This is a genomic window from Methanolobus sp., from assembly GCF_016278365.1.
Lineage (GTDB): Archaea > Halobacteriota > Methanosarcinia > Methanosarcinales > Methanosarcinaceae > Methanolobus.
The window spans coordinates 264,844-290,141 of the sequence record NZ_JADQBZ010000002.1 but is presented as its reverse complement, the minus strand read 5'-3'; the positions used below and the strand labels follow the sequence as shown (position 1 = coordinate 290,141).

The window sequence follows — 25,298 nt, the reverse complement described above, 5'->3', positions numbered from 1 at the left end:
AAAATAAGTATAAAAAAGGAAAATCGCTTTCGGTGCATCAGGTCTTGATAGCTGATACCAGTTCCTCTATCTTTGCGGTGACATGAGAGTTCTTTTCAACCACTGTACCCGTGACAATCATATCCGCGCCGGCAAGTGCACATTGCTTTGCAGTTGCAGCATCGCGTATGCCTCCGCCGATGATAAGCTTATTGTCTCCGAGGACATGCTTTACCGCAGCGATCATTTCGGGCCTTATCGGCTCGTCAGCTCCGGAACCTGCTTCAAGGTATGTGTAATGCATACCCAGGTATTTTCCTGCAAGTGCATAGGCAACTGCTATTTCCGGCTTGCCCTTTGGGATAAGTCTCGCATCCCCTACCCAGCCTACAGTACCTCCGGGTTCTACGATAATGTATGCCATCGAGATGGGTTCGATGCCGCTCTTGTAGACAAGGGGCGCTCCCATTGCCTGGTTAGTAGTTACAAAATTTATGTCCCTGGAATTAAGCAGGCTCATAAAGAATATGGCATCTGCATGCCTGCTGACACCTGCAGCATTTCCGGGGAAAAGGATAGTTGGTCTGTCTGTCCTTTCTTTGATCTTAAGGAGTGTCTGATCAAGCAGCACTCCTCCGGCTCCCGTGGAACCGCCGACCATGATAGCATCCGTACCTCCCTGTGCCGCAGCAAAGGCTATCTCTGCTGCTTCGTCAGGAGACTGAGATGCCGGGTCGATCAGTGTCAAGTGAACTGTACCCTCGCGCTCTGCGATCTCGTTCAGGTACTTTTCCACTTGGATCAAGAATGATCAGCCACCCTTGGCTTCCTTGGATTTTGGACGCAGGCTCTCGCTGCTGCATTTTCTGCATCTGGTTGCACGGCTTGCATTGCGTGCATTACATTTCATACAAATCTTCTTGTTCAGTATTCTGTTTTCAGCTTCTGGGAATCTTGCCATGATCTTCACCTGTATTATAGTGAGTTATTGTAATATGATAGATTAGAATAATGATAGGCTGCTTACATGAAGGTCAAAACATATAATTGTTTTGGCAATAGCCGCTTATAGGATTCAGCCACATATAATTACTTCAAATCCGCTTTCTCAGATTTATTATTTGTCCTTCCTTGAGCAAAGTTTATTTATCAATATCATCATTAATAATGATTGATTGTTATGGCTGACGAAGAACTGATGAAAAAAAGAGATGAATGGTATGAGAAAGCAAAGAAAGAAGGTAAGCTCAAGGCAAATCCCACCGAGGATCACAGAGCAGGACTCGAGGCACTTCAGAACCCTGTGCGCAGAAATATCATGAAAAAGCTTGGTGAAGAAAGCAGGATGAGCTACGAGAAAATAAAGGAAGAGTTCAAGCTGGATGACGTGCATGCGAAATTCAACTTAGGTTTGCTTCTGGACACCCTCTATATCGAAAAAGAGGAAAAGGAAAGCGGGACAGAATACTATTTAACTCCGCGCGGCGAGGCGTTCCTGGCAAACGTGGAATCCCAGCACGACCTCAAGTGAGGCATCTGAAGCTTTAGATTTAACCCGTCTTTTAAAAAAAGCTATTCGGGGCAAATGCCCCTTCAAATCTCAAGATTGATTTACGCCACGGGGGACAATTACTTGTTTATCCTGGCAAGCACTTTCTCTCTGGCTTCACGGGCATCGGCGCGTCCTTTTGTCTTCTGCATGACCTTGCCAACAATGAAGTTCAGGGATTTTTCCTTGCCAGCGAGATAATCAGTAACAGCTTCAGGACTTTCAGTGATTGCTTCTTCCACTGCCTTTGCAACGATGTCATCCTCTACTTTGAGCAGGCCTTGTGACACGACTATGTCCTGGGGTTTGCCGCCCTCGTCCAGAATCGTGCGAATTATCTGCACGCCGCTCTGTTCGGTGATCTTTTCCTGTTTCACAAGACTGATAATCTCAATAATATCGCTCACTTTGAATGCATCCACATCTGTGTCACGGTAATTGAGTTCACCTTTGAGGATATCAGCAACCCATACTGCTGCATCTTTTGGGTCCACTTCTGCCGCGACCTCCTCATAGAAATTCGCGACCTTGATCTGTATGGTCAGTGCCCTGGCGTGCATGTCTGCAATCCCGTACTGGATATTAAAACGCTCACGCTTTGCATCAGGCAGTTCGGGAAGTGTCTTCAGGATATCAGGGACTTTGTCCGCAACCCTCATTGGTACGAGGTCGGGCTCGGGGAAGTAGCGATAGTCGTGCTCCTCTTCCTTGGTACGCATGGAAATGGTGACACCTCTTGCCTCATCGAAGTGCCTGGTCTCCAGGACGATTTTCCCGCCACGGCGTATGTGATTCTTCTGCCTCATTATCTCATAAAGCAGAGCCCTTTCGGCACCCTTGAAGGATGAAATATTCTTGACCTCCACACGATCACCGCCAAAGACTGAAACGTTGGCATCCACTCTCATAGCACCCTCCAGGTCTCCGTTGAATACATCCAGGTAATCCAGTATGCTCCTGAGCTTGTCCAGGTAGCGTCTTGCTTCCTTCGGGCTTCTCATATCCGGGTCACTGACGATCTCGATGAGCGTCATTCCCGAGCGGTTGTAGTTGATGAACGTACCCTTGGATTTTTCGATGGAACCTATATGCTGCAGCTTGCCGGGGTCTTCCTCCATGTGGGCACGGGTAACCCCTATCACGCGTTCTCCATCCTCACCTTCGATTACGACCTTTCCCCTGCTGGCGATAGGATAATCGTATTGGGTTGTCTGGAATCCTTTTGGCAGGTCCGGATAATAGTAATTCTTCCTGTGGAACTGGGTCTGCCCTACAATCTCGCAGTTCAGAGCAAGCCCTATCTTCATGGCGAACTCAACCGCCTTTTCATTGATCACCGGCAGTGATCCCGGGAGTCCCAGGCATACGGGACATACATGGGTGTTGGGCTCGTCATCATGGTATTCCGTAGAGCATCCACAGAATAGTTTTGTATTAAGCTTGTTCAACTGGACGTGTACTTCCAGTCCGATCCTGACACCATCCGGGTTATCGTATACCATTTATGCCACCTCTGCAGGTCTTTTTGTGTGATGGTCGGTGTTCTGTTCAAAGCTGTAGGCAGCCCTGAGTATTGTGTTCTCATCAAATGGCTTTCCGATGATCTGCAATCCTACAGGCATCCCGTCTGCAAATCCACAGGGGACAGATATGGATGGCACGCCTGCAAGGTTGATCGGGACTGTGTTCACATCTGTCAGGTACAGTGAGAGAGGATCGTCTATCTTCTCTCCAATCTTAAAGGCTGGTGTCGGCATGGTAGGTGCCATTAGCACGTCAACATCTGAAAGCGCTCTGTCAAAATCCTGTTTAACAAGGGTCCTTACCTTGAGTGCCTTGAGATAGTACTTGTCGTGATATCCGGCAGACAGGGCATATGTACCCAGCAATATCCTGCGCTTGACCTCTTCACCGAATCCCTGTGCTCTGGTCTTTGAGGCCATTATATGCCAGTTGTCCCCTTCAACCCTTAAACCGTACCTTGTACCATCAAAACGGGCAAGGTTTGAGGATGCTTCGCTCATAGCTATGATATAATATGATGCCAGGGCATATTTAGTGTGAGGCATTGACACTTTTTTCCAGGAAGCTCCCATGTCCTCATATTTGCCTATGGCATCCCATACAGCCTTTTCCACGGCTTCATCAATACCTTCCCCTAAATATTCCTCGGGTACTCCAATTTTCAGACTCTTTACATCATCTTTCAGGGCATCACTGTAAGTGTTCTTCCTGTTGATGGATGTGCTGTCCCGGTGGTCGTAACCGCCGATAACATCCATAAGTATGGCAATATCTGTAACAGTGGTTGCCATAGGCCCTATCTGTTCAAGGGAGTTGGCATAGGAGATAAGCCCGTACCTTGAAACGGCACCATACGTGGGTTTAAGTCCGACTACACCGCAGAAGGCCGCAGGGCATCTTACTGATCCACCGGTGTCCGAGCCGAGGGACAAGGGTACCTCGCCTGCTGCGACAACTGCCGCACTGCCACCGGATGAGCCTCCGGGAACCCTGCCGGTATCCCATGGGTTGAGCGTGGGCCCGTAGCAGCTGGATTCGGTGGATGTCCCCATGGCAAATTCATCCATATTGGTCTTCCCAAGGATAACGGCACCTGCCGCCTTGAGTTTCTCGATGACGTGTGCATCGTAAGGTGGCACGTAGCCCTGCAATATCTTAGAGGAGCAGGTTGTGGAAAGTCCTGTGGTGGAGATATTTTCCTTGATGGCGATAGGAACTCCTGCCAGAAGTCCGCTGTTTCCATCCTTATCTATTCCCCGGGCAACTTCCAGAGCCTTGTCCCAGACGGTTGTAAAGCCGTTGATCCTGCTTTTTTCAATGGTCTCAAGGTATGAGGCGGTAACCTCTTCCGCAGAACTTGCTGCGATGCGTTGCTTAATGCCTGAAATGTCTGTCCATGCTGTCATGCGTATACCTCACATTATCCTCGGGGCCTTGAAGTTGCCTTCCTGCCTGTGCTCGGTGTTCGCAAGCACTTCTTCCTGCGGCAGGGACTTTCGTACTTCGTCTTTCCTGAAGACATTCACGACATCCATTACGTGATAGGTGGGCTCCACGCCATCAGTGTCAACCTCATCAAGCTGCCCGAAATAATCCAGAACAGAGTTAAGTTTCTCTGCATACGTATCGGCTTCCTTCTCATCTATCTCGATACGTGCGAGCCAGCCTATATGTTCTACCTTCTCTTTAGTGATCATCGCAAGTTCCTCATATATGAAATAACATAGTTGTATGTCTGTATTTAACCTTAGAAAAGCAAACGATTATATTAAAAATGTTGGTTCCAAAAAGTATCGTCCAAAATCCCATACTCAAAATCCGATACTATTATTATATGAGAGTATTTATACTTTCGAAACCAGCTCAGTAGTTGCCTCTTAGCTATATGCTATTGATCATGATAGTTTTTTACAGAGCCAACCGGTGATAAAGTGAATGCCACAATAAGTGACAAAGAACCTAAAAACAAAAATTTTGAAGAGAGATTTGTAATCGAAAAGGACCGGCTTCTGAATTTTATAAAAGAGAGGAATGATTACATCAAAAACTTACCTGAGGTTGAAAAGAAAGCGTTCATGGCCTCGATCGAGACGATTAAAGAAAGTAAAGATAAAATAGAAAGATTGCTGCTGAAAAAGGAGCTGAATAAAGGTATCAATGAGATACTTTTCTCTTTCGAGGACTTGCCTCTGTTCGGGAAAGAGTACTGGTTCATGAAATTCACAGCAAACGATGGTTCAAGGTGCCAGTTTTTCCTCATGTTCGGTAGGTCTGCGGGGGATATCGAGGTCAATGGCAGGTATGTAGAGAACAGTCGGATAATGAATAATAGAACAGAAGGATATTGTGTTTCCTGGGCATATGATGAAATTCAGAGAAAGATCACTGACCATCTGGGAACCATTGAGGTAAAAGACGATAAAGTGACCTGTTCCACACGGGATATCCTGGCAAGTTTCCATGGGTCATTTCCAAAATACACACTCGATATTTCAAGTGGCGACAAGATGATATGCTGTCTGGATATCACAGAGCCGGCAGACGAGAACTGCAACTCTGAGCTGTCTGAAAACTTCAAAGGCTTGTTCGGTTACAGGGTAGCTAACCTTTATTTTGATTTCAAGGGAATGTTGTTTGAGAAGGAGTTCTCCGGAAAATGCTATGTTCAGAAGGTAATTGTCGTTGGTCCGCTCATTCCGTGGAAATGGTCGAGAATAGTTTTCAGGAACGGGTCAATACTGACTTATTACATACCCAATATCGAGTTTGTGGGACTGGAGTATAATATACGTAATTTCATGGAATTCTATGATGCTGATACAAAGAACATTCACAGATTTAAAAAAGCCAAAGTTCATGAGTACCCTTCTGAAAAAGGAGATAAGAGATGGGTAATTACAGCTGAGGATAACAGAGTTTTTGTGGTTATGAAGAGTTATTGTAAAGAAATCTTCGAATTCAAGAACAACTTCAATTTCATATATGTAGAAAACCTTGTAGATGTCTTAGATCTGAAGATCGAAACCGAAGGTAAAATCATAACACTGGAAGAAACCGGTAGTGGAAGGGGTATGGTCGAAGACACATCCGGATTTGTGATATGACTCAAAAGTAAGATGATCTCGTACAGCTTAAAGCCTGCTTATCCATCCAGGGAAGCCAGAGAGGAGATGAGAAAAGAATGAACGACCGGACGATCCCATGGTCCAGCCTTAAGGGAAAGGATATCCCCGCAACCATCAAACTTGATCATGTCATCCACAGGTTCACCTCTCCCGGCTGTCATATCCTTGATATCGGCTGTAGCGCCGGAAATGCCAGTATCCCTCTGGCATCGCAAGGTTTTCTGGTTACAGGCATTGACATCAATCCAGAGGTCCTGCAGATGGCCAGGAGATCTTCATTATCCCGTAATTCCTATCAGGTTCCCTTATTTGTCAGGGCAGATGCCATAACTCTTCCATTCACTCCTGAATCTTTCGATATCGTCATTATGCAGGCCTTCCTGACTACCATTATCACAAAAGAGGACCGTGTAAGGATAATCCGGGAGGCATGCAGGGTTCTGCAGCCAGGCGGTTACCTGTATCTTGCGGATTTCGGGCAGACCTGGCATTCCGGAATATATCGCGAGCGCTATATCAATGACCTGCCGGTGACAAAGGAGGAAGGCTCCATCATTGCCTATGACCAGCAGACGGGAGAGGTCTCTTATATCGCTCATCATTTCACTGAAAAGGAATTGGTGTTCCTGCTGGTCGAGAACGGGTTTGAGATAGAGTTCTTCAAGAATGATAAGTTTGTGACGAAGACAGGTAACCGGGTAAACGGGTTTGTGGCGGTGGGGAGAAAAGAAGCCTGAAGTACCATCTTAATCCGGAATCTGTTTTGGGGTGATCTTCAGTTTCCTTCATCACAGGTCAGGGATAACCTCACGTTCCACCGTTCCGATCCGGTCTATGGCAGAGCCGAGTATTTTGTCCTTCTTTTTCAGATAGTCAAGCTCGGCTTGTCCTCATTTAAAGAGCTGCATGCTGCTTTTCCAGTTCCAGCAATCGTTCCTTGGTCTGCAGGCCTCCGCGATAGCCGGTCAGTTTCCCGTTCGTGCCAATCACCCGGTGACAGGGAACAAAGATCGGAATTGGATTGCGGTTGTTGGCAAGCCCCAGCGCTCTCGAAGCCTTTTGATTGCCCGTGATTTGGGCGATTTTCCGGTAGCTCCGTGTCTCGCCATACGGAATGGCGCGCAGGACTTCCCAGACACGCAGCATGAATTCCGTGCCGGCAGGGGCAAGGGGAAGCGTGAAATCCCTTCGCTTTCCCGCAAGATAGTCCTGCAATTGCCTGCCTGCCTCTTTCAGGAGCTCAGTTTCATGTACGACGGCATCTTCAGGGATGTCCTCTCCGTGAAAATACAGGCTCATAATAGCGTTATCACTTTCGGCAATACCTATCTTGCCGATGTCGGTTTGATAGAAGAACATATTTTTCATGGTTTATCGGTAACCCCGCATTTTGAATGGCATGATATCCCGCACTCATTTCCAATAACGTTGCTTTTCTTTTATATTATCTGGTTTCCGGGAGGGCAGGATTCATAATTTAGAAATGAATCCGTTCTTTTTGCCGGATACAGTTCGAAGCCTTCCCTGAAACATGATGCATTATTCATCTTCTTCAGAAGGCCTCTGTACGGAGGAAAAACTCCGCCATAGCCTATGACCCTTCGGGATTTTGCGACCATTTCAAGTTCTCCGGCGGTCCATAGCGGGGATACGAATTTATTTTTCTTCAGGGATGTCATGGGTTCGAAACGCATCGGATAGGAGACGCAGCCAAGATTCAAAACTTCCTTTACACGCGAAAAGAAAGATTCGGGATCATCTCCGGTTGACCTTCCGGCATCATAGAAATTGTAAAGATTGTAGAATATAATCTTCCTTTTCCGAACTCCACTGTCGTGCAGCATTTCTACCGCTTTTAGTATCGCATCTTTCTCTTCCGGAGAATCATAAGCCATCCTTACGGCAGGCATTTTCAGATCTGCCAATATGCAGGCTTTTTCTTCATCCATGAGCCTTGCATCAAGCCCCTGGTTAAAATCAATTTCCAGATCCAGGGACCTGAGGGTTGAAATTATCTCTTTCCAGTAAGAGGATGCGAGAAAATTGTTATCCCACAGGATCACTTTCCTGTGGCCGGGGTATATATATTCCTCCACGTTTTTCACAATCTGACGAAATCCCCCTTCTATCGTCGGGACCGAACAAAATGGGCATTTCCTTATACAGCCCCTTGAGGTGAATATTATGGATGCGTCCCAATTCTTCCATTTGGTGACGTTTTTCAGAATATCATATGCAGGCATGCATTTTTCTGCTGCCCCATGCAATCCTATATGTACATTTACAAAAGGGAATTCCGAAATGATCTGTTCAGGCATCAATGAAGCATAAATCCCGCCTACGGTAATCTGTGAATCAGGGAACATTTTATGGTAAAAATCGATGGATTCGTGAACCCGTTTCCATGCATAGGTAAACAAAGATGTGATCTCAATAGTATCAGGGTGAAAATCCACGTCATAGGTCGTTCCTCTTACAAGCTGCACATGATCTCCGCGTGAACGATGATAGGTAGCAAGTTTCATAAGACCGAGGGGAGGATAACGGGTATAATAGTCAGGTTCAATAAGTAAAGCGTTCATCGGCAATATCTTTAATTTTTTGTGCTTTAAATATTTCTACATATGTTTAGTAAGTTATGTCCTAAAAGAACATCAAACGAATTACTCTAAATAATATCTATTTATCTTATTGACAATTGAATTTTAATATACTACTAAATAGAAACTTTTATAAACATAAAAAAGGATCCTCTTTAATTATATATACAGATTTAAATTTTACCGAAGACGGGGTAAACGTGACAAAACATCTTTTCATACAGCGCGATATGACCCTTGCCATAAGTTCTGCAGCCAATCCCCGGGAAGTCTCCCACATACTGCTCCATCATGCACTCAGACTGGATGAAATAGATGTGGGAGCTGTTTTCCTCGTCGATGGGAAAGCAGAAAAAATGACCCTTGCTGTTTCGGAATGGCAGCTGGAAGGGGAACCGGAAATATGTGAGGAAATCAAATTATCAACTGACATACGTAGTTTCTTTGAATCCGAAAACTGTACCTTTGCACACCCCGTAAGGAAATCTCTTTTCAAAGACTTGCTGCCATATGAAAAACTGACATCGGTTTTTGCTATCCCGATACAGGATAAAGGAAAAACAATAATAGTACTGGTCCTAGGTTCCTGCCATTTCAAGGAACTGTCCGGTGAAGCTAGCATCGTACTCGAAACCATTACCGTCTGCATAAGTCATGCATTTAGCCGTTCGAAAGGCTGGAAGGAACTTGAAGATATGAAGACATTCGGAAAGCTGCATTCCGAGATATCGACTCATTTCATCGGTCTGGACTACGAAAAGGTCGATGAGAATATAGACCATACCCTTGCAAAGATAGGGGAAGTTACCGGTGCGGATAAAGTCAAGATATTTTTATCAGATGACAAAAAAGAAAAATTCTTTCTGAAACACCAATGGTGCACTGAAAATACAAACCGCGATAATGAGTGTTTCGACAGTTGTGAGGTAAATACGGATTCATGGCTTGTAAAACAACTGTTTAGGGGGAAATACCTGTTAATTGAGGACATCCGGGAACTGCCAGCAGAAGCAAACTTTGAAAAAAAGATTTTCAGGAAGACGAATACCGTTTCATTGGCCGTCGTACCTCTCATGTACAGGGAACAAATTATCGGGTGCCTGCTTCTCAGTTCCTCGGAAAAAATGGACTGGCCCGGAGGATACATGGATATACTTCATTTGATGGGGGACGTTTTCGTGAATGCTCTTGAGCATAAACGCAATGAAATAGAGACCAAGGAAAATGAAATAAAATACAGGACAATTTTTGAGAACATACATGATGTTTATTTTGAAACAGAAATGAATGGCAGGATTATCACCTTGAGCCCGTCGGCTAAGGAACATCTGGGATTTGAACTGGAAGAGATGATAGGTCATGAGGCATCCGGATTTTATGTAATGCCACAGGAAAGGACCTCCTTTCTTGAAAAATTAAAACGCGAAGGTTCCGTGAACAATCATATATTGAAATTGAAAACAAGAGACAACGAAATCATTTATGCCTCTGTCAATGCTCACGCTATTATGGGAGGTGACAACATGCCTGAAAAAATAGCAGGCATCGCACGTGACGTCACGGAACTCAAGAAAATCGAGAAAATGCAGTTTGAGGCAAAACTATTACTGGAGAATGCAGCCTGTGTGAAGAAGGATTTCGTATCCACCATAAATCATGAGTTACGAACTCCTCTGAGTCTGATCCTGGGATTTTCGGATGTCCTGTTGAATCACTTGAAGGAGCCTCTTTCCCGTACCCAGGAGAAATATGTCACAAATATAAATACTGCCGCAGTGAAACTTTTTGACCTGATCACATCCCTGATCCAGATTTCCGAAATAGAGAACGGTAAAATGGAAATTGAAAAGTCGGAGTTCTCATTACTCTTACTTATTGAAGATATTCAGCAAATATCCACGCCTTTTGCAAATAAGAAAGACATAGATATGAAATTCAACATCGACAGCAGCATAAAAACAATATGTTCCGATCGCTCCAAGCTCAAATTGATACTTCTTAACATTATAAACAACGCCATCAAATTCACTCCCGAAAAAGGAGCCGTCAGCATAAACATTAAAAAAAGCAAAGATGACCGCCTCCATTTCACGGTAAAAGATAATGGTATAGGTATTCCCGAAGAAAATCAAAAGAAGCTGTTCCATCCTTTTGTGCAACTGGAACCCGCTCTCACAAGAACCAGTGAAGGAACAGGTCTTGGGTTAACGCTTGCAAAAGAATTTATAGAGCTGCAGAGAGGACGGATATGGGTAACAAGTAAACCCGGAGTCGGAAGCACTTTTGAATTCATACTTCCAATGACTCCTGGCAATTCACAGATTCCTCCTCCAGAATGCCATGAAGTATAGATCGATAGACTGCTTCAGGACATCACGCTGTTCCCGTGGATCATTTTCAGTTCTTGTTCCTTTGCCGGTTTTTGAAGAGACTGAATTGCCTGAAAAATGGCAGGATATGCCTCATGGCCGTGGCCTTGAGCTTTATGACAGGTTTCTCGAACTGAGCCTCTACTTCCTTCATCTTTCCGGGTATGTCGATATGCTGGGGACATTGCTCCTTGCATTTCCCGCAGTTTATGCACAGTGAGGCTGATGACCTGTTTCCAAGAATACCCATCTGGTATAAGAGATACCGGTATTGGGTATCATCGCTGCCTGTACCCTTGAATATCTCTCTGCTGTTATACATCTCGAAGCAGCCGGGGATATCGACACCTGCAGGGCAGGGCATGCAATAGTTGCATCCTGTACAGGGTATTGTCATGAGATCACTGTACTTTTCCGCGACCCTTGCGACCGTGTCCAGCTCTTTTTGGTTGAGTGAGTTCGGATACGCTTCGGATGCTGTCCGGATATTTTCATCGACCTGTGAGATATCATTCATTCCGGAGAGGACGACAGTGACCTCGGGATGGTTCCATACCCACCTGAGAGCCCACTCGGCAGGTGTTCTTTTTACATCCGCTTCGCTCCAGATATCCGATATTTCAGGCGTTATGTTCCTGGCAAGGTTCCCGCCGCGGAGTGGTTCCATCACCATAACGGCAATTCCTTTTTCCGCTGCATATCTCAGGCCTTCTGTTCCTGCCTGGTTGTGCTTGTCAAGGTAATTGTACTGTATCAGGCAGATGTCCCAGTCATAGGAATCGATGATCTCCTTGAAAAGTTCTAAGTTGTCATGGAAGGAAAAACCAGTGTTCCTTATGCGCCCGTCATTCTTTGCCCTGTCAAGGAACTCCAGCACCCCATTCTCTTTCATCTTTTCCCAGCCACCTTTTGTCAGGGAGTGGATGAGATAGTAATCTATATAGTCAGTATGCAGTTTATTTAACTGGAATTGGAGTATTTTGTCCATATCCTGCCGGTCCCTGATGAGCCAGTGAGGCATTTTAGTGGCAATTCTGACCTTCTCCCGATAACCGTCTGCCAGAGCACTGCCAAGAAAGCTTTCGCTCTGTTCCTTCTGGTATGTCCATGCGGTATCGATATAATTTATCCCGTTATCGATGGCATGACGAAGAAGGGCGGTGGCCTTCTCCTGATCAATAGCACCATCTTTCTTTGGAAGCCTCATGGCCCCGAATCCGAGTATTGATAGCTTGTCCCCATTTTTCGGTACTTCCCTGTAGAGCATTCCGTCTCCCTCCACTCATATAAGTATTGGACTGATTAGTCAACTTTGTATTGTGTTTTGAGGCATTTAGGACTTCCGTCAGCTTGAAGCAATCAGAGGTGTCTGTCTCAGAAAAGAACTATCTTCTCCCCACACCCTTGAAGAACATATAGTTGAACGTCCCTTCCTCCCCCGCCGTCCTGTGCAAATCCCCGATTCCCATGTCAAAGCTCTCCGCATCGATTATTCCAATCTCGATGGCGCTTTCCCTGACACCTTCCACCATCGGGATGATGGTCCTTCTCACAAAACCCTCCTCCACGTGAGGGCGGCTTGCATCACTGTAGACCATGCGGGGTGAGACTGTGATATCGGAGAAGCCTGCCTTCCTGAGAAGTGGGTAGACCTGTCTGCCGATAAGTGAATTGCCGCCAAGCCTTGCCTGTACTTCCACCAGGCTGTTCCAGGCCCTTACTCCGGCTTCGGTCTCGGGGTGGAAGAAGCATGAGCCGTGGTCGCCTTCGATAACTGTGATTGTGCCGCCTTTCTTCAATACCCTGTGCAGGCAGGTCAGCGCCTTGACGGGCTCCTTGAGGTGTTCCAGAACGAAGCAGACGAAGATATGGTCGAAGCTCTCATCCTTAAAGGGCAGGTCGAAAATGTTCTCCACGCGGAACTCCACGTTACTTACCCCCTCGCTGGCGGCACGTTCCTTAGCTTTCTTCAGGGAGTCCTCTGAGATATCAATGGATGTTATCCGGGCCTGCGGGCTGTTCCTTGAGAGGATTACTGTCTGGGCACCGATGCCGCATCCCGCTTCAAGTATAAGGCTGCCTGCGGGGTACTTGGTATCGCTGTGCAGGAGCTCTTCCAGTGTTTTTGCCTGGTCACTGAGGCGGACAGATTCTCTTTCGGAATAGCCGTGGACGTAATCGTGAGGAGTCATAACTCAATAATAATCCCACTTTCCTTAAATATATAGAGGCTTGCATTGGATATTTTTTTCCAACTTCTTTTGTATTTATTGCTTATGGCCAAACGTTTAAACTGAGACTTGTACAATCGTCCTACAATAATTCTAGACGGAGTTGATATACAGGAAAAGACTGCATAGGGGCTAATTTCCATACGCAACACGTTTTAAATTTTATTACTTGTAATACTATAATATGCAATAGGGTAAGTATTTTACAGTACACACAAAAAATTTATATAGCAATAGTAGTGAATACGAGATGCTCCCAAAGTATTTTAGAGTCGGTCCTTATACATTGTGGAATAAAATAAGTATGCCAAGTCCTTGATATGGGTAAGTCTATTTTGAAGAAGACACTAATTTTGTCTTCTTAATTATTTATAATTTCTATATTGTGGAAATATTGGTAAGGTGAAACAAGTGAGATCAGCAAATATAAAAATTGAAGAAATAATAGGGGTTATTGTTGGGGGAATATTTTTTTACATGTGGTCTTTTGCATTTATTATTTTGAGTTCTGAGTTCGGAACAATGGGGTATACATATAACTGGGTGATAGTAGGCCTTCTTCCGTTTTTTCTTATCACAGGGCATTACCTTGTAGCTGGCAACGTTATTTCAAAAAGTAAGAAAACAGAGGATGAGGTAAGTATAAAAAGTTTACTAATAGGTTTTTTTGTGTGGCTATTTGTAGCGATAGTTCTAACAGTGGAAAATATAAATATAGATACTTACGCATTCCAAGCTGGAGGCTATATTACACTGTCTACTATCTATTTCTATTTGAGGAATAAGATCGAAGAATCTGACAGATACAAGGGCTTTACCGCCACTTCTGCGATTATGATCGTAGTATTATTATGGTCTTTGTATAATTTGATAATAGGTTAAAAATGAATCTCATCTTTTTTCGATACTTCTGAGGAATATTACAATTAAAGTTTTAGACTCTGCAATCTAATAAACAGAAGAAAAATTGTCCACATTCATAAATATTTATGAAGATATCTCTATTTGAACAAGCTCCTGTTTTTTAGTTTTTTGTGATTCTTGAAGTCAGTTATTCACCTTTTATGCCTTTATATCTTCATATTGAAATGCTTCATCAGGGATTCTCCCTGCGGTGCAGCGAGTACATCTGGATCTTCTTCATCTTTGCAAGGTTGAGCACGCTGTTCATTTCCTTTTCCTTAAGCAGGCGGGACTCTATATAACCATTATCTACCGCCTCATTATAGATCTCGTAGCCAAGCCCTGAGCGTGCAAGCACTGTGGTCCAGTTCTTTGGGGTCCCGACACCTCCAAAGGAAAGATCGGAACTTTCTGCAGTCAGATCAGTGCAGTACTTGCATGAACTGCTCCTGTAACGGTCCAGTTCCTCAAGGCCAAAGACCTTTAGCTCCTCCGAAGCCTGCAACTCTAATTTACCCTTGCGGATCTTCATGGACTCGATATCTTCCAGGCGCATGTCCTTACTCTGGATAAACTCCTTTATGCCCTCGTAGGAGAAAGTGTCCATGCAGAAAAGTCCCATTTTCAGGATATTGGCACGCATGAACAGGTGCAGGAAACCGTAAGGGCTCTTCTGCATCTTGTAGACTGCGTCAATATTGCAGCTTGTACCCACAAATGCAATACTTCTCATGCCCTGCTTTACGGCACTCATCAGGGATTCGATAGTCATGCTGTGGCTGTAAATACTCCCGGCGGCTTCCACAACCTCATCATATGTCTTTGCTATGACAGGCACCGGTTTCCAGGGCTCTTCCTCGGATTTCACAGTCACTATGGCGCAGTCTATGAGTCCCTCTTCAAGGGCGTATGCCAGCATGGAAGTGACCACTGCCCCGTCCTGTCCCTTAAGGTCCGGTATCGCGGTCTTGGCACAGTAGGCGTGACGTATCTTGCCGATGAGGCCTTCTTCGGTGGTTATTGTCCGGGGACACTGGTTGTAGCATACTCCACAGGCGGTGCATCTGCCTACAAGTTTTGGCTGTTCGTGCTCTATTGCAATGGATTCGCATGATGCAGCGCAGGCTCCGCAAAGGGTGCATATTCCAGGTTTGATGATATCTCTTCTAAGGTTGCCAAAGGATATCCGCTCCTGCTCGGCAATAGACCTCTTCAGACGTATTACGCTCTTTTCAAGATGGTCGAACTTTGTTTTACACTCGGGTGAGCAGAAACGATATCTTTTTCCTCCGTATTCTGTGAAGTACGGAGTGTCTTCCTGCACCTTGTTCTTACATATGGGATCGATTGGCATACTTTACCTTTTTAAAGTTGTGTTATTATGCCAGATAAATATACCTTTTTTCTATATAATAAAATTTGAAGCGTATAATCATGAAGTTTCCTGATGTTCTGGCTGATTCTAGGAAAAGAATAAAGTATGCCTGCACAGAAGATAGCAAATACCGTAACTAAAAAGGTCAATCCCTTGGTATCGGAGAACTCATGAGGCCAGAAACCAAAGCACAGCTCATCTCAATAGGTTCAGTGAACATGGATCCTTCTCTCATTCACAGGTTAACCATCCCCACAGCGGGCCCGGGAGCCGGAAATGTAGCTTTCTTTTTTAACTCGGGAGGACACCGTGTACGCCTTGCCGTAAAAAAAGAATCTCCGTTGAAAGCTGAAATGTATGGTGGCGAGCTTGTCATCAGTAAAGACGGTATAGAGGTAGCAAGGGGCAGCATCGAACCGGAGCTCATTCATTGTCCTGACCAGGCATTCATAACAATGTGCGAAAAATGTATCTTCGACTGCAAGTTCTGCCCTGTTCCCAAGCTCAGCGGGAAGGTCAAGTCCATGGATGAGATGCTAATGATGATGGAGGAAGCCCACAATACCGGAAGGATGCATGCAATCTCCATAACTTCCGGTGTAGAGGAGTCAGCAGAAGCGGAAGTTGACCGGGCCGAGGAGCTCATCCGACAGCTCCGAAAGATATACTCTGTCCCCATAGGGGTTTCAGTCTATCCTACAGAGGACTCCACTCGCAGGCTTAAAATTGCTGGCGCGGATGAGTTGAAATATAATGTGGAGACCATGGACCGGGATATTTACAGTAAGGTCTGTCCGGAACAGGACCTTGAACTTCTCCTTAAGGCTCTTGCTGAGGGAGTAGAGGTATTCGGCAGGAACAATGTCTGCTCAAACTTCATTATCGGTCTCGGTGAGTCGGACGAATCTGTTAAAAAGGGTATTGAGGAATTAGTTTCCATTGGCGTTGTTCCCATACTCAGGGCTGCTGCCAGACATCCCTTAAGGGAAGGTGAAGTGTTCATTGAACGGCCTTCTGCGGAAAGGCTGCTTATGCTCAATCGTTTTCTGCAGGAAAAGCTGGATGATCATGGCCTGCGCGCGGACACTTTCAAAACCATGTGTCTGCCGTGTACAGGATGCGATATCAACCCGCATTTAGATCTTAAATAATATCATATGTGGGCAGGCCGATGCAGCCTTTCTACCTGTTCTTCATCTTTTTTTCAACAATCCCCGGCCATACAGAGGCTGAAACTATCATGCTGAGCACGAAGACAAACACCATACCTGCAATTATGTCCACCTGGGTGTATGGGGGCATGCCGCCACGCGAGCTGTTGACCGCCACGGCAAGGACCGCAAAGAGAATCACAAGTGCCAGTGATGATGCCAGGCTGGCTATCAGTGCATACTTGCCCTTTGAAATGCTTTTTCCACTTGTATCCTTACCACTCATGCTGAAAAACTCCTTATATCTATTGTTTTATGCTCTTCCTCTTCATCAGCAAAGAGTTCGTCGTAACTGATACCGAACTGAGGGCCATGAAGGCTGCGGCAAGTGCGGGTGTTATCAGGATAGTATGGACGAAGGGGTAAAGTATCCCGGCTGCAAGTGGTATACCTATTGTGTTGTAACCGAAAGCCCAGAAAAGGTTCTGTTTGATCTTGTTCATAGTGAGCCTGCTCAGCCTGATGGCGGCAATCACGTCCCGCAGGTCATTCTTAATGAGTACTATCTGTGCAGACTCCATGGCAACGTCGGTCCCTGCTCCCATGGCAATCCCGATATCTGCCTGGGTAAGCGCGGGAGCATCATTGATCCCGTCACCCACCATTGCAACTATGCGTCCTTCCTGCTGCAGTTTTTTTATCTCTGCAGCCTTATCCTCGGGAAGAACTTCTGCCAGAATTCTTTTGATGCCAATGCTACCTGCAATGGCATCCGCTGTCCGGCGATTGTCCCCTGTGATCATCACAACCTCAATATTCATATCGAGTATCTGCTCAACGGCTTCTTTGGAATTTTCCTTCAGGGTATCCGCAACAGCCACAAGACCTACGATACTGCCATCCTTTGCAGCTATCATGGCTGTCCTGCCATGTGCTTCAAGGCTCTGCATCATGCCTTCTACAGAAGCAATATCGATACCATTGTCCTGCATGAGCTTTCGGGTTCCGAGCAATATCCTGCTTCCGCTGATGTTCGCCTCCACACCTTTGCCTGCGATGGAACTGAAACCCTCGACATCCCTTAACTTAAGATTCCGTTGCTCAGCACCTCTGACTATGGCTTCCCCCAGGGGATGCTCCGAGCCCTTTTCGGCGCTTGCTGCCATCATAAGTACTTCATCGGCGCTCAGATCAGCAAGAGGAACTATGTCGGTAAGTTCAGGCTCTCCCCTGGTCAGGGTCCCTGTCTTATCGAACACAATAGTATCAATCTTCAGTGTTCTCTCAAGGGCTTCACCGCCTTTGATAAGTATGCCGTTCTCAGCACCTTTGCCCGTACCTACCATGATGGCTGCGGGGGTAGCCAGGCCCACTGCACAGGGGCAGGATATGACAAGAACGGTTATGGAAATAAGAAGCGCGAACAGGAAAGGACTCGTGATCCCCGAATTGACCGGAACGTCGTACCTCTCGAATCCGATGAAGAACCAGAAGAAGAAAGCAAGTAGTGCCAGTACATGTACTACAAGGATGAAATGGCCCGCAACAACGTCAGCAACTCTCTGTATGGGTGCCTTGGAGTTCTGGGCATTTTCCACAAGCTCGATTATCCTTGCGAGTGCAGTATCAGCACCCACGTTACTTGCCCTGAACTTGAGGGCTCCGCTGCGGTTGAGGGTTGAGCCGATCACCTGGTCCCCGCTCTCTTTCTCAACAGGTATGCTCTCTCCGGTTATCATGGACTCATCAACAGCAGAAGAACCCTCAATAACCACTCCATCCACAGGTATCTTCTCGCCCGGTCTGACAAAAACAATGTCTCCGACTTCCACGTTCTCTACAGGCACTTCCTTTTCCTGACCATCCTCAATGATATGCGCAGTCTTTGCCTGTAGTCCTATGAGCTTCTTTATGGATTCGGATGTCCTGCCCTTTGCACGGGCTTCCAGGTATCTTCCAAATATTATGAATGTAATGAGCATTACCGCAGTGTCATAATACAGGTGCTCATATCCGGGTCCAAGGTCGAGATATGTGGAGGCGACACTTATGACATAGGCCGCTCCGGTTCCCGTTGCAATGAGCAGGTTCATGTCGGTCACACCGTGCTTTAGCCCGCGGTAAGTACCGACAAAGAACTGTCTTCCCGGGAAAACTATGACAATGGTTGTCAGCAGGAAAAGGAGGTTCTCGTTCTTAAGGAAGTCCGGTACGAAGGAGAGCAGTTCCGGAAATCCGTCCTTCATGCTTCCAAACATTACAGGTATGGCTATCAATGCAGAGATTATCAGATTGTTTCTCTGGCGGCGTATATCCGCTTCCCTTTCTTTCCTTTCCCTGTCCTCGGTCTCCTCTCTGCCGGCAGGCAGGGAAGCCGAGTAACCGATCCCATCTACAGCCGCTATCATCTCTTCCACGGAAACCAGGGAAGAGTTATACTCTATACGTGCCTTTCCCAGGGAAACGTTGACACTGACAGTACTAACGCCTTTGAGCCTTTTAAGGACCTTTTCAACATTCATGGCACAGGATGCGCACGTCATGCCACCCACATCAAGGGTGATCCTGTCCCTGACCACCCGGTAGCCGATAGATTCAATAGCCTTCTCCAGTTCTTCCCGGCTTATGATCGCAGACTCATACCTGACAGCCGCCCTTTCCATGGGCAGGTTCACACTGGCTGATGCTACTCCTGCCTGTTTCTTCAGGATATTCTCAACGTTCTGGGCGCAGGATGCACAGGTCATTCCTGCAACCTTTATTACGATATCTTCCACTTGGCCTGGCTCGGGTTTCCTTTGCTCTCCCAGGTCTTCATCGGAAACTATCGGGCATGCCTGCACCTGCTGTGATTCTTCAGGCAGCCTGCACTCCTCTTCTCCCACTTCGTATCCCGCATCTGTGACAGCCTGCCTGATCTCTTCAAGGCTGGTCTTCCCGGAGTTAAACTCCACCGTGGCGCTCTCATCCTCAAGACTTACATCGACAGAATAAACGCCTTCAATGGCCATAATAGCATCTGTCACACGCTTATGACAGTGCATGCATGTCATTCCGTGTACTTTGATCTTTGTATTCATATATGGAAAAAGATGAATATTGGCAGCTAACTGCTTGCTTAATCCACTATCTTGTAACCTGCTTTGATCACAGCGGACTTAATCTCTACAGGGTCTGTGATGCCCGGGTCATAAGAAACTTCAGCCTGCTTAGTACCAAGACTGACCCTTACTTCCTGCACTCCCTTTACAGCCCTTATAGCCTTTTCCACTGACATCTGGCAGTGTCCGCACATCATCCCTTCTATTTTTATGGTCTCTTCCCTCATATCAGAACTCCCGTTACTTCCAAACGATATGATTACTATACAATACCTATCTGGTATTATACTATTAAGGGTTTCTCAACAGTTAACAGAGTTAACAGGCGATGATCAGGTAACTCTCACCTTTTGTTCAATAACCTTTTTCCATCCAAGGGCGTTATCCACTTCCAAAGAATGCTTCTTCACACCATTAGAGGATTCTGAGATCATAATCCTATCTTTTTTAAAGAGTCCTCCTCCGGCCTCCACTCCTATTATCTTTGACAATGGGATATCTTCCATTTCCCCATTCTCAATGCCTATCTGCACCAGTCTTTTGTTCGTAAGGATCGTCATTTCCGAGTTATTTCGTGAGGACATAAGGAGATGCTCCCCGCGCACATATTCCGGCCTGAGGTTTTCAAGAAGTTCCAGTATCCTCTCTCTTTTCCTGGCAGATATCTGATATACTACCAGGCGTTTCTGCCCTGCTATGAGGAAAAGACCTTGCTGGTCAGCATGTACTCCCGCCAGGTCCTTCATCTCTATACGCTGCACTATGTCCTCTTTTCTGAAGAGCAGGCCTGATCCTTTTTTGAAGAGTATGTTCTTGTTCGTGATCATCATGATCATTTTTTCCTTTCCAAAAATCACCGGCTCCTCAGCAAGCAATTCCTCTCCTCTTCTCATGATGGTTGAAGTTTCTTGTCCCGGTGTATCATCATTCTCTCTGGCTTCGTTTACATACAGTTCCCTGTTCTCTTCAAGCAGATAGTGATTGAGCATCTCAACAAGTAGGTTACCATCTATGAGTTTGACGTTATGCTCTGCGGCCTCATCCTGCCCTTCCCTAGTAAAGCTGGAGGTGGCAACTATAATTACCCCATCGACCCTGTCACGGTATCTCAGGCTGCTATACTCCCTGACAGCCTTCACTCCCACGGGCTCTGTATATCTTTTCGCCTGCACTATCCATGAGTGCGATAGGCCGAAATGCACTACCCTGATAATTAGGTCAATGCCCCTGTCATGAGAGTACTGCGTTTCTTCAACTGCATACCCCATCTTCCTGAAAAGCTGAGCAAGGAGTTTTTCAAAATTGTATGGCTCTATTTCCTGCAGTTGTCCGAGTGACCATTTTTCCATTTTGCTCATTCATCCACAGTATAAGATAAGCCGCATTCCGGACAGAAATATGTGAATGAACCTATCCCGTTCCTTCCTACTTTTACGGTCCTCTGCATCCATGTTCCGCATGTGATGCATTTCTGGTCAAAGATAGTCCTGTCTGCTACAGGAGTGTTTTTTCCCTTCTTATCTGCCATTCCTATCAGCCACAAAGATTAATCGCGTAACAATTATATTATAATCCTATTACATATCAGTATGGTTATGTATAACTCTCACACAACCATGCAAAACTTTAAGTTATCAAAGCATGTAACTACATATAGAAAAAACAGCAGTGACAAAATGCGTCATTTTATAGTGTTATTGATGATCCGGTTCTTTAAAGGTAGGTAAGCAAATGGACGAAATAGATGAGATAAGGCAGAGGAAAATGGAAGATTTGAAGAAGGAGCTTGAGAAACGTGAGCATCCGGGTAACCCTGTCGAAGTTACAGATGCTGCATTTGATGAGTTCACCTCAAAATATAACCTGACGGTTGTGGACTGCTGGGCGCAGTGGTGTGGCCCATGCCGTATGATCTCTCCTATCATCGACGAACTGGCATCAGAACTTCAGGGAAAAGTGGTCTTTGGCAAGCTTAACGTTGATGCTAATAAATCTACTGCTGGAAAATATGCTATTACCAGCATACCGGCACTGCTGGTTTTCAAGAATGGCAAGCTCGTAGACCGGATAATAGGTGCGGTTCCAAAACAAAGGATCGTCCAGAGGCTGCAGCCTTTAATGTGAGGAATGAAAAATGGGATTTAAACCAAGAATGGCAGAAAGTCCGTCAGTGCGTCTGATAGATTTGAAATCCAAACCTTATTTCATAGTAGCATCGGTAGAGGTAGGTAATACCACAACAAAATGTATACTGACCGCCACAAATCTTGAGGACGGGAAAACCCGCCTTGTCAATAAGATCGTAAGTATGACCAGAGATGTCCGGCCTCCCGGGGAAGGGGAAGAGGTCTTTGGGAGGACTCTCAATGGTGTTGAACTAACGCGCCAGTCGGTTGCCGAGTTGGTGCGTGACACTCTGCTTAAAGCAGTGAGGCAGTCAAATCTGGATATCAAGGCAGATGTACATTTTGTGGTAAGGTCCACAGGTGTGGTTGCCGGATTTGATACTCCCGACGAGGTTGGAGAATTTATAAAAGCCCTGGCCGATGGCTGCCTGATGGCGGGAGTGCCTCCAAACCGGATGACACCTCCAATGGGTATGTCCAATGTGCCTGAGAGGTTCCGCAAGCACACGAAACTTGAGCATGTAGTATTTGACGGGGCTGTGGCGAGTGTCACGCCCCCTACAGGTGCTACTGGCGTTGAGATCGTTGCTAATGAGATGGAAGGCGAATTGGCAACCGCTGGGATCAAGGAGGGAGCCAAATGGGTGGATATCGATTTTAGAAACCCCTGCATTTCCATAGACTTCGGTACCACGCTTGATGGCAGGGTAATCAGCTCCGACGTCCCTTATGCAAAGACTATCGGGAATTTCTGTGGTTATGCAGGTGCGATCCCTGATGCCATTATCAAAGGGACAGGGCTGGTAGATTCCAAGAAAGGAACTGCTCTTGATGTTGCAGACAAGACCTCACTGGATATGCTTTCCCTTAAACTGAAAAGTAAGGCTATAAAAGAGTATGCTGAACGGATCCACAAGTACATACTGATAGAGCGAGTTCCTAAAGGCCGCAAGAGATACGGAAGCGTTCCAGTCAATTCGGAGGCAGCCGATGCCATAGGTGTTGTACTCATCGGATGCGATGTTGGCAACAATGGCACAGATATGGACAAGTTGTCGGAAATAGGAGCGGAGATATATGAGGAGCATAATCTAAAGACTCTCTTTGCAGTAATTGATGTCGTCATGGCAAGGGTAGTTCAACGCCTGGTGAAAGTAGCACAAGAAGAAGGTCTTGTATTTGAAGATACTGCCATTGGTATCACTGGCAGGGCAGGTATCACCGGAGCTAAACCCAGACTTATCCTGCAGTACCTGCATGATCTTGGAATTAATCATAAGATCGAGGAGAATGTTGTTTTCGTTGATGACGGCCTTGCACGCGGCGCAGCTGTCATGGCAAGGTGCATGAATTCCATGGGTACCACGTTCAATCCTCTTGGAGGGCACAGGGGTGGAAAGTGTATTCTGGGACAGCGCATAAAACTTCAAAAGAGAAAAGACCGAAATTAGAGTATGCTCATCTAATGCTGTTTCATATCCGGAACATGGAGCATATGTCTCTCAAGCCGCGCGTATTCACGACATCCGCAGGTTCAAGCCATGACCGGCGGGCAACATCGATGCCATAGTCGATGTTGTCAAAATGTGCAAGTGAATGCGTGTCCGTATTGATGGCTATCTTCACTCCTACTTCTTTTGCCATCCTTGCATGCATGTCATTCAGGTCAAGCCTTGAGGGTGAAGAATTGATCTCAAGGACCTTGTCGTTATCAAAAGCCGCCTGCATAACCTTTTCCATATTTATATCATATCCAGAACGCTTTCCGAATTTTCTTCCGGTGGGGTGGGCAAGTATGTCCACATGTTCATTCTCAAGTGCAGCAATAACACGCTTTGTCATGCTTTCCCTATCCTGTTCCAGACCGGCATGTACGGCAACGACAACAATATCAAGTCTCTCCAGGACTTCGTTGCTGTAATCAAGCCTGCCGTCGGATCTGATGTCGCACTCAGTGCCCGAGAGCAACCTGATACCGTCTATTCTGTCATTGATTTCCTCTATCTCGCGTATATGGTCAAGCAATCTCTGCTCGGACAGACCGTTCGCGACTCCCGTGGAAGGTGAGTGGTCCGTTATGGCTATATATTCATAGCCAAGCCCTCTTGCATATAACGCAAGTTCTTCAATAGTGTTCCTTCCATCACTCCATCTTGAATGGACATGAAGGTCCCCTTTTATATCCCTCCGCTCTATCAGCGCAGGGAGTCTGCTTTCCAGGCCTGCCTCGATCTCACCCCGGTCCTCCCGGAGTTCAGGCGGGAGGTATCCAAGCCCAAGAAGTTCATAGATGTCTGCCTCTTCTGAAAACTCTCCGGCTTCATTTGTTAATCCTTTCTTCCCTCTGATTTTTTCCTTGCAGATCAATCCCTTCTCGCTGACAGTGTATCCACGGGCACGCGCTACTTCCTGCAGGCGGACATTATGTTCTTTTGAACCTGTAAGATACTGCATCAGTGAGCCACAACAACCTCCGGAGCATACATACAGGTCTATCCTTATGCCGTTTTCATGGACAATGGCTGCATGTGCACTTCCTTCGTGCATATTCCTGATTTCCGACACCGGAACGGCTTTTCCAAGATGCATGAATGCATCAATGGCTTTTTCAGGTTCATCGGAAAGGGCAAAAAGGTCAATATTCCCAACTGTTTCCCTTTTTCTTCTAAGACTTCCGACAGGCATAACCTTCTTTATATAGGGGTTGACGCTAAGTTCCTCAACGAACTGTTGCCCAATGGCGGTCGCAACTGCAAGAGGAGTTCTCCTGAAATCACTGCTCTGAACCCGGTTCCTGGCTGATTTCAAAATTCTTTCCTCCTGCTTAGGTCCCATACGTGGGAGCCGGCGGATGCGATGTTCTTCTGCCGCTTTGATAAGTTCTCCTATGGATTCAATTTCAAGTCTTTCATACAGGATCTTTGCAGTTTTGGGACCGATGCCGGATATATCCATTATTTCGATTATCCCTGGATGAATTTCTGCCTGAATTCTCTCATACGCCTCGAAGGTCCCTGTGGCCAGTAATTCCTCTATCTTGTCCTCAATGGCTTTTCCCACACCAGGTAAGTCTGAAAGATGCCCTTCCTTATGGATGCTACTTATGTCCGTTTCAAGTCTTTTAATACTCCTGGCAGCTTTTTCGTAGGCCATTATCTTGAACGGGTCCTCTCCTTTGAATTCCAGCAGCCTGCCCATGCGGCTGAGGATATCCGCAATCTCAGCATTGTCCATCACAAAAGCTCCTATGATTATGTATTGTAGT

The 25,298-nt window shown here is 46.0% G+C and carries 24 protein-coding genes; 8 read left to right on the top strand and 16 right to left on the bottom strand.

Annotated elements, in window-relative coordinates; all coding sequences use genetic code 11:
* Nucleotides 1-37: 37 nt before the first annotated feature.
* Complete coding sequence (locus tag QZZ22_RS01485) at nt 38-781, bottom strand: geranylgeranylglyceryl/heptaprenylglyceryl phosphate synthase (protein ID WP_292462183.1); 744 nt, start codon at nt 779-781, stop codon at nt 38-40.
* A gap of 9 nt (nt 782-790) precedes the next feature.
* Entirely contained in the window at nt 791-940 is a 150-nt protein-coding gene (locus QZZ22_RS01480) for a 50S ribosomal protein L40e (protein ID WP_015053252.1), read from the bottom strand.
* A 219-nt stretch (nt 941-1,159) separates the two neighbouring features.
* Between QZZ22_RS01480 and QZZ22_RS01475 the strand changes: the two genes are divergently transcribed.
* The gene (locus QZZ22_RS01475) at nt 1,160-1,510 is read left to right on the top strand and encodes an ArsR family transcriptional regulator (RefSeq protein ID WP_292462181.1); all 351 of its coding nucleotides are present in this window, start codon (nt 1,160-1,162) and stop codon (nt 1,508-1,510) included.
* Nucleotides 1,511-1,608: 98 nt separating this feature from the next.
* Here the strand turns inward: QZZ22_RS01475 and gatB are convergent, their stop codons facing one another.
* Genes gatB through gatC form a run of 3 tightly spaced genes read right to left on the bottom strand, consistent with a single transcriptional unit; the run spans nt 1,609 to nt 4,749 of the window.
* The gene (gene gatB / locus QZZ22_RS01470) at nt 1,609-3,030 is read right to left on the bottom strand and encodes an Asp-tRNA(Asn)/Glu-tRNA(Gln) amidotransferase subunit GatB (RefSeq protein ID WP_292461909.1); all 1,422 of its coding nucleotides are present in this window, start codon (nt 3,028-3,030) and stop codon (nt 1,609-1,611) included.
* Nucleotides 3,031-4,458 carry an Asp-tRNA(Asn)/Glu-tRNA(Gln) amidotransferase subunit GatA gene (gene gatA / locus QZZ22_RS01465; RefSeq protein ID WP_292461906.1) on the bottom strand — a complete coding sequence of 476 codons (1,428 nt, stop codon included), beginning with the start codon at nt 4,456-4,458 and terminating at the stop codon, nt 3,031-3,033.
* 9 nt (nt 4,459-4,467) lie between these two features.
* Nucleotides 4,468-4,749 carry an Asp-tRNA(Asn)/Glu-tRNA(Gln) amidotransferase subunit GatC gene (gene gatC / locus QZZ22_RS01460; protein WP_292461903.1) on the bottom strand — a complete coding sequence of 94 codons (282 nt, stop codon included), beginning with the start codon at nt 4,747-4,749 and terminating at the stop codon, nt 4,468-4,470.
* 234 nt (nt 4,750-4,983) lie between these two features.
* On the opposite strand from gatC, the gene QZZ22_RS01455 reads away from it, so the two are divergent.
* Nucleotides 4,984-6,156: a hypothetical protein gene (locus QZZ22_RS01455; protein WP_292461900.1), complete on the top strand. Its 1,173-nt coding sequence runs from the start codon at nt 4,984-4,986 to the stop codon at nt 6,154-6,156.
* A gap of 77 nt (nt 6,157-6,233) precedes the next feature.
* On the top strand, nt 6,234-6,914 hold the full coding sequence (locus QZZ22_RS01450) for a class I SAM-dependent methyltransferase (RefSeq protein ID WP_292461897.1): 681 nt from the start codon (nt 6,234-6,236) through the stop codon (nt 6,912-6,914).
* Nucleotides 6,915-7,071: 157 nt separating this feature from the next.
* On the opposite strand, the gene QZZ22_RS01445 is transcribed toward QZZ22_RS01450, so the two are convergent.
* A complete protein-coding gene (locus QZZ22_RS01445) occupies nt 7,072-7,536 on the bottom strand; it encodes a methylated-DNA--[protein]-cysteine S-methyltransferase (RefSeq protein ID WP_292461894.1) in 465 nt (154 codons plus the stop codon).
* Between the two features lie 80 nt (nt 7,537-7,616).
* Nucleotides 7,617-8,759 (bottom strand): hypothetical protein, encoded by a 1,143-nt coding sequence (locus tag QZZ22_RS01440; protein ID WP_292461892.1) that lies wholly within the window; start codon nt 8,757-8,759, stop codon nt 7,617-7,619.
* Nucleotides 8,760-8,977: 218 nt separating this feature from the next.
* Here QZZ22_RS01440 and QZZ22_RS01435 point away from each other — a divergent pair, with 218 nt between their 5' ends.
* On the top strand, nt 8,978-11,128 hold the full coding sequence (locus QZZ22_RS01435) for an ATP-binding protein (protein WP_292461889.1): 2,151 nt from the start codon (nt 8,978-8,980) through the stop codon (nt 11,126-11,128).
* 46 nt (nt 11,129-11,174) lie between these two features.
* Here QZZ22_RS01435 and QZZ22_RS01430 read toward each other — a convergent pair whose 3' ends face one another.
* Together QZZ22_RS01430 and QZZ22_RS01425 are read right to left on the bottom strand one after the other, a co-directional pair.
* Complete coding sequence (locus QZZ22_RS01430) at nt 11,175-12,413, bottom strand: aldo/keto reductase (RefSeq protein ID WP_292461887.1); 1,239 nt, start codon at nt 12,411-12,413, stop codon at nt 11,175-11,177.
* Between the two features lie 118 nt (nt 12,414-12,531).
* Nucleotides 12,532-13,338, bottom strand: coding sequence for a methyltransferase domain-containing protein (locus QZZ22_RS01425; RefSeq protein ID WP_292461885.1), 807 nt, complete (start codon nt 13,336-13,338; stop codon nt 12,532-12,534).
* 450 nt (nt 13,339-13,788) lie between these two features.
* Between QZZ22_RS01425 and QZZ22_RS01420 the strand changes: the two genes are divergently transcribed.
* Nucleotides 13,789-14,259 (top strand): hypothetical protein, encoded by a 471-nt coding sequence (locus tag QZZ22_RS01420; protein WP_292461883.1) that lies wholly within the window; start codon nt 13,789-13,791, stop codon nt 14,257-14,259.
* 214 nt (nt 14,260-14,473) lie between these two features.
* On the opposite strand, the gene QZZ22_RS01415 is transcribed toward QZZ22_RS01420, so the two are convergent.
* Nucleotides 14,474-15,634: a Coenzyme F420 hydrogenase/dehydrogenase, beta subunit C-terminal domain gene (locus QZZ22_RS01415; RefSeq protein ID WP_292461881.1), complete on the bottom strand. Its 1,161-nt coding sequence runs from the start codon at nt 15,632-15,634 to the stop codon at nt 14,474-14,476.
* A gap of 191 nt (nt 15,635-15,825) precedes the next feature.
* Here QZZ22_RS01415 and QZZ22_RS01410 point away from each other — a divergent pair, with 191 nt between their 5' ends.
* Nucleotides 15,826-16,806, top strand: coding sequence for a radical SAM protein (locus QZZ22_RS01410; protein WP_292461880.1), 981 nt, complete (start codon nt 15,826-15,828; stop codon nt 16,804-16,806).
* Between the two features lie 31 nt (nt 16,807-16,837).
* Here QZZ22_RS01410 and QZZ22_RS01405 read toward each other — a convergent pair whose 3' ends face one another.
* The 5 genes from QZZ22_RS01405 to QZZ22_RS01385 all read right to left on the bottom strand — a co-directional run bounded on the left by QZZ22_RS01405 (nt 16,838) and on the right by QZZ22_RS01385 (nt 21,435).
* The gene (locus tag QZZ22_RS01405; RefSeq protein ID WP_292461878.1) at nt 16,838-17,092 is read right to left on the bottom strand and encodes a hypothetical protein; all 255 of its coding nucleotides are present in this window, start codon (nt 17,090-17,092) and stop codon (nt 16,838-16,840) included.
* A 19-nt stretch (nt 17,093-17,111) separates the two neighbouring features.
* A complete protein-coding gene (locus tag QZZ22_RS01400; RefSeq protein WP_292461876.1) occupies nt 17,112-19,886 on the bottom strand; it encodes a heavy metal translocating P-type ATPase in 2,775 nt (924 codons plus the stop codon).
* Nucleotides 19,887-19,924: 38 nt separating this feature from the next.
* Nucleotides 19,925-20,134 carry a heavy-metal-associated domain-containing protein gene (locus tag QZZ22_RS01395; RefSeq protein WP_292461874.1) on the bottom strand — a complete coding sequence of 70 codons (210 nt, stop codon included), beginning with the start codon at nt 20,132-20,134 and terminating at the stop codon, nt 19,925-19,927.
* A gap of 105 nt (nt 20,135-20,239) precedes the next feature.
* Entirely contained in the window at nt 20,240-21,265 is a 1,026-nt protein-coding gene (locus tag QZZ22_RS01390; RefSeq protein WP_292461871.1) for a restriction endonuclease, read from the bottom strand.
* Nucleotides 21,262-21,435: a hypothetical protein gene (locus QZZ22_RS01385; RefSeq protein WP_292461869.1), complete on the bottom strand. Its 174-nt coding sequence runs from the start codon at nt 21,433-21,435 to the stop codon at nt 21,262-21,264. Before QZZ22_RS01385 ends, QZZ22_RS01390 begins: the two co-directional genes overlap by 4 nt.
* A gap of 203 nt (nt 21,436-21,638) precedes the next feature.
* On the opposite strand from QZZ22_RS01385, the gene trxA reads away from it, so the two are divergent.
* Nucleotides 21,639-22,031 (top strand): thioredoxin, encoded by a 393-nt coding sequence (gene trxA, locus QZZ22_RS01380; protein WP_292461868.1) that lies wholly within the window; start codon nt 21,639-21,641, stop codon nt 22,029-22,031.
* Between the two features lie 10 nt (nt 22,032-22,041).
* Nucleotides 22,042-23,484 carry a methanogenesis marker 14 protein gene (locus QZZ22_RS01375; RefSeq protein WP_292461866.1) on the top strand — a complete coding sequence of 481 codons (1,443 nt, stop codon included), beginning with the start codon at nt 22,042-22,044 and terminating at the stop codon, nt 23,482-23,484.
* Nucleotides 23,485-23,506: 22 nt separating this feature from the next.
* On the opposite strand, the gene polX is transcribed toward QZZ22_RS01375, so the two are convergent.
* Nucleotides 23,507-25,267 (bottom strand): DNA polymerase/3'-5' exonuclease PolX, encoded by a 1,761-nt coding sequence (gene polX / locus QZZ22_RS01370; protein WP_292461864.1) that lies wholly within the window; start codon nt 25,265-25,267, stop codon nt 23,507-23,509.
* Nucleotides 25,268-25,298 lie beyond the last annotated feature (31 nt).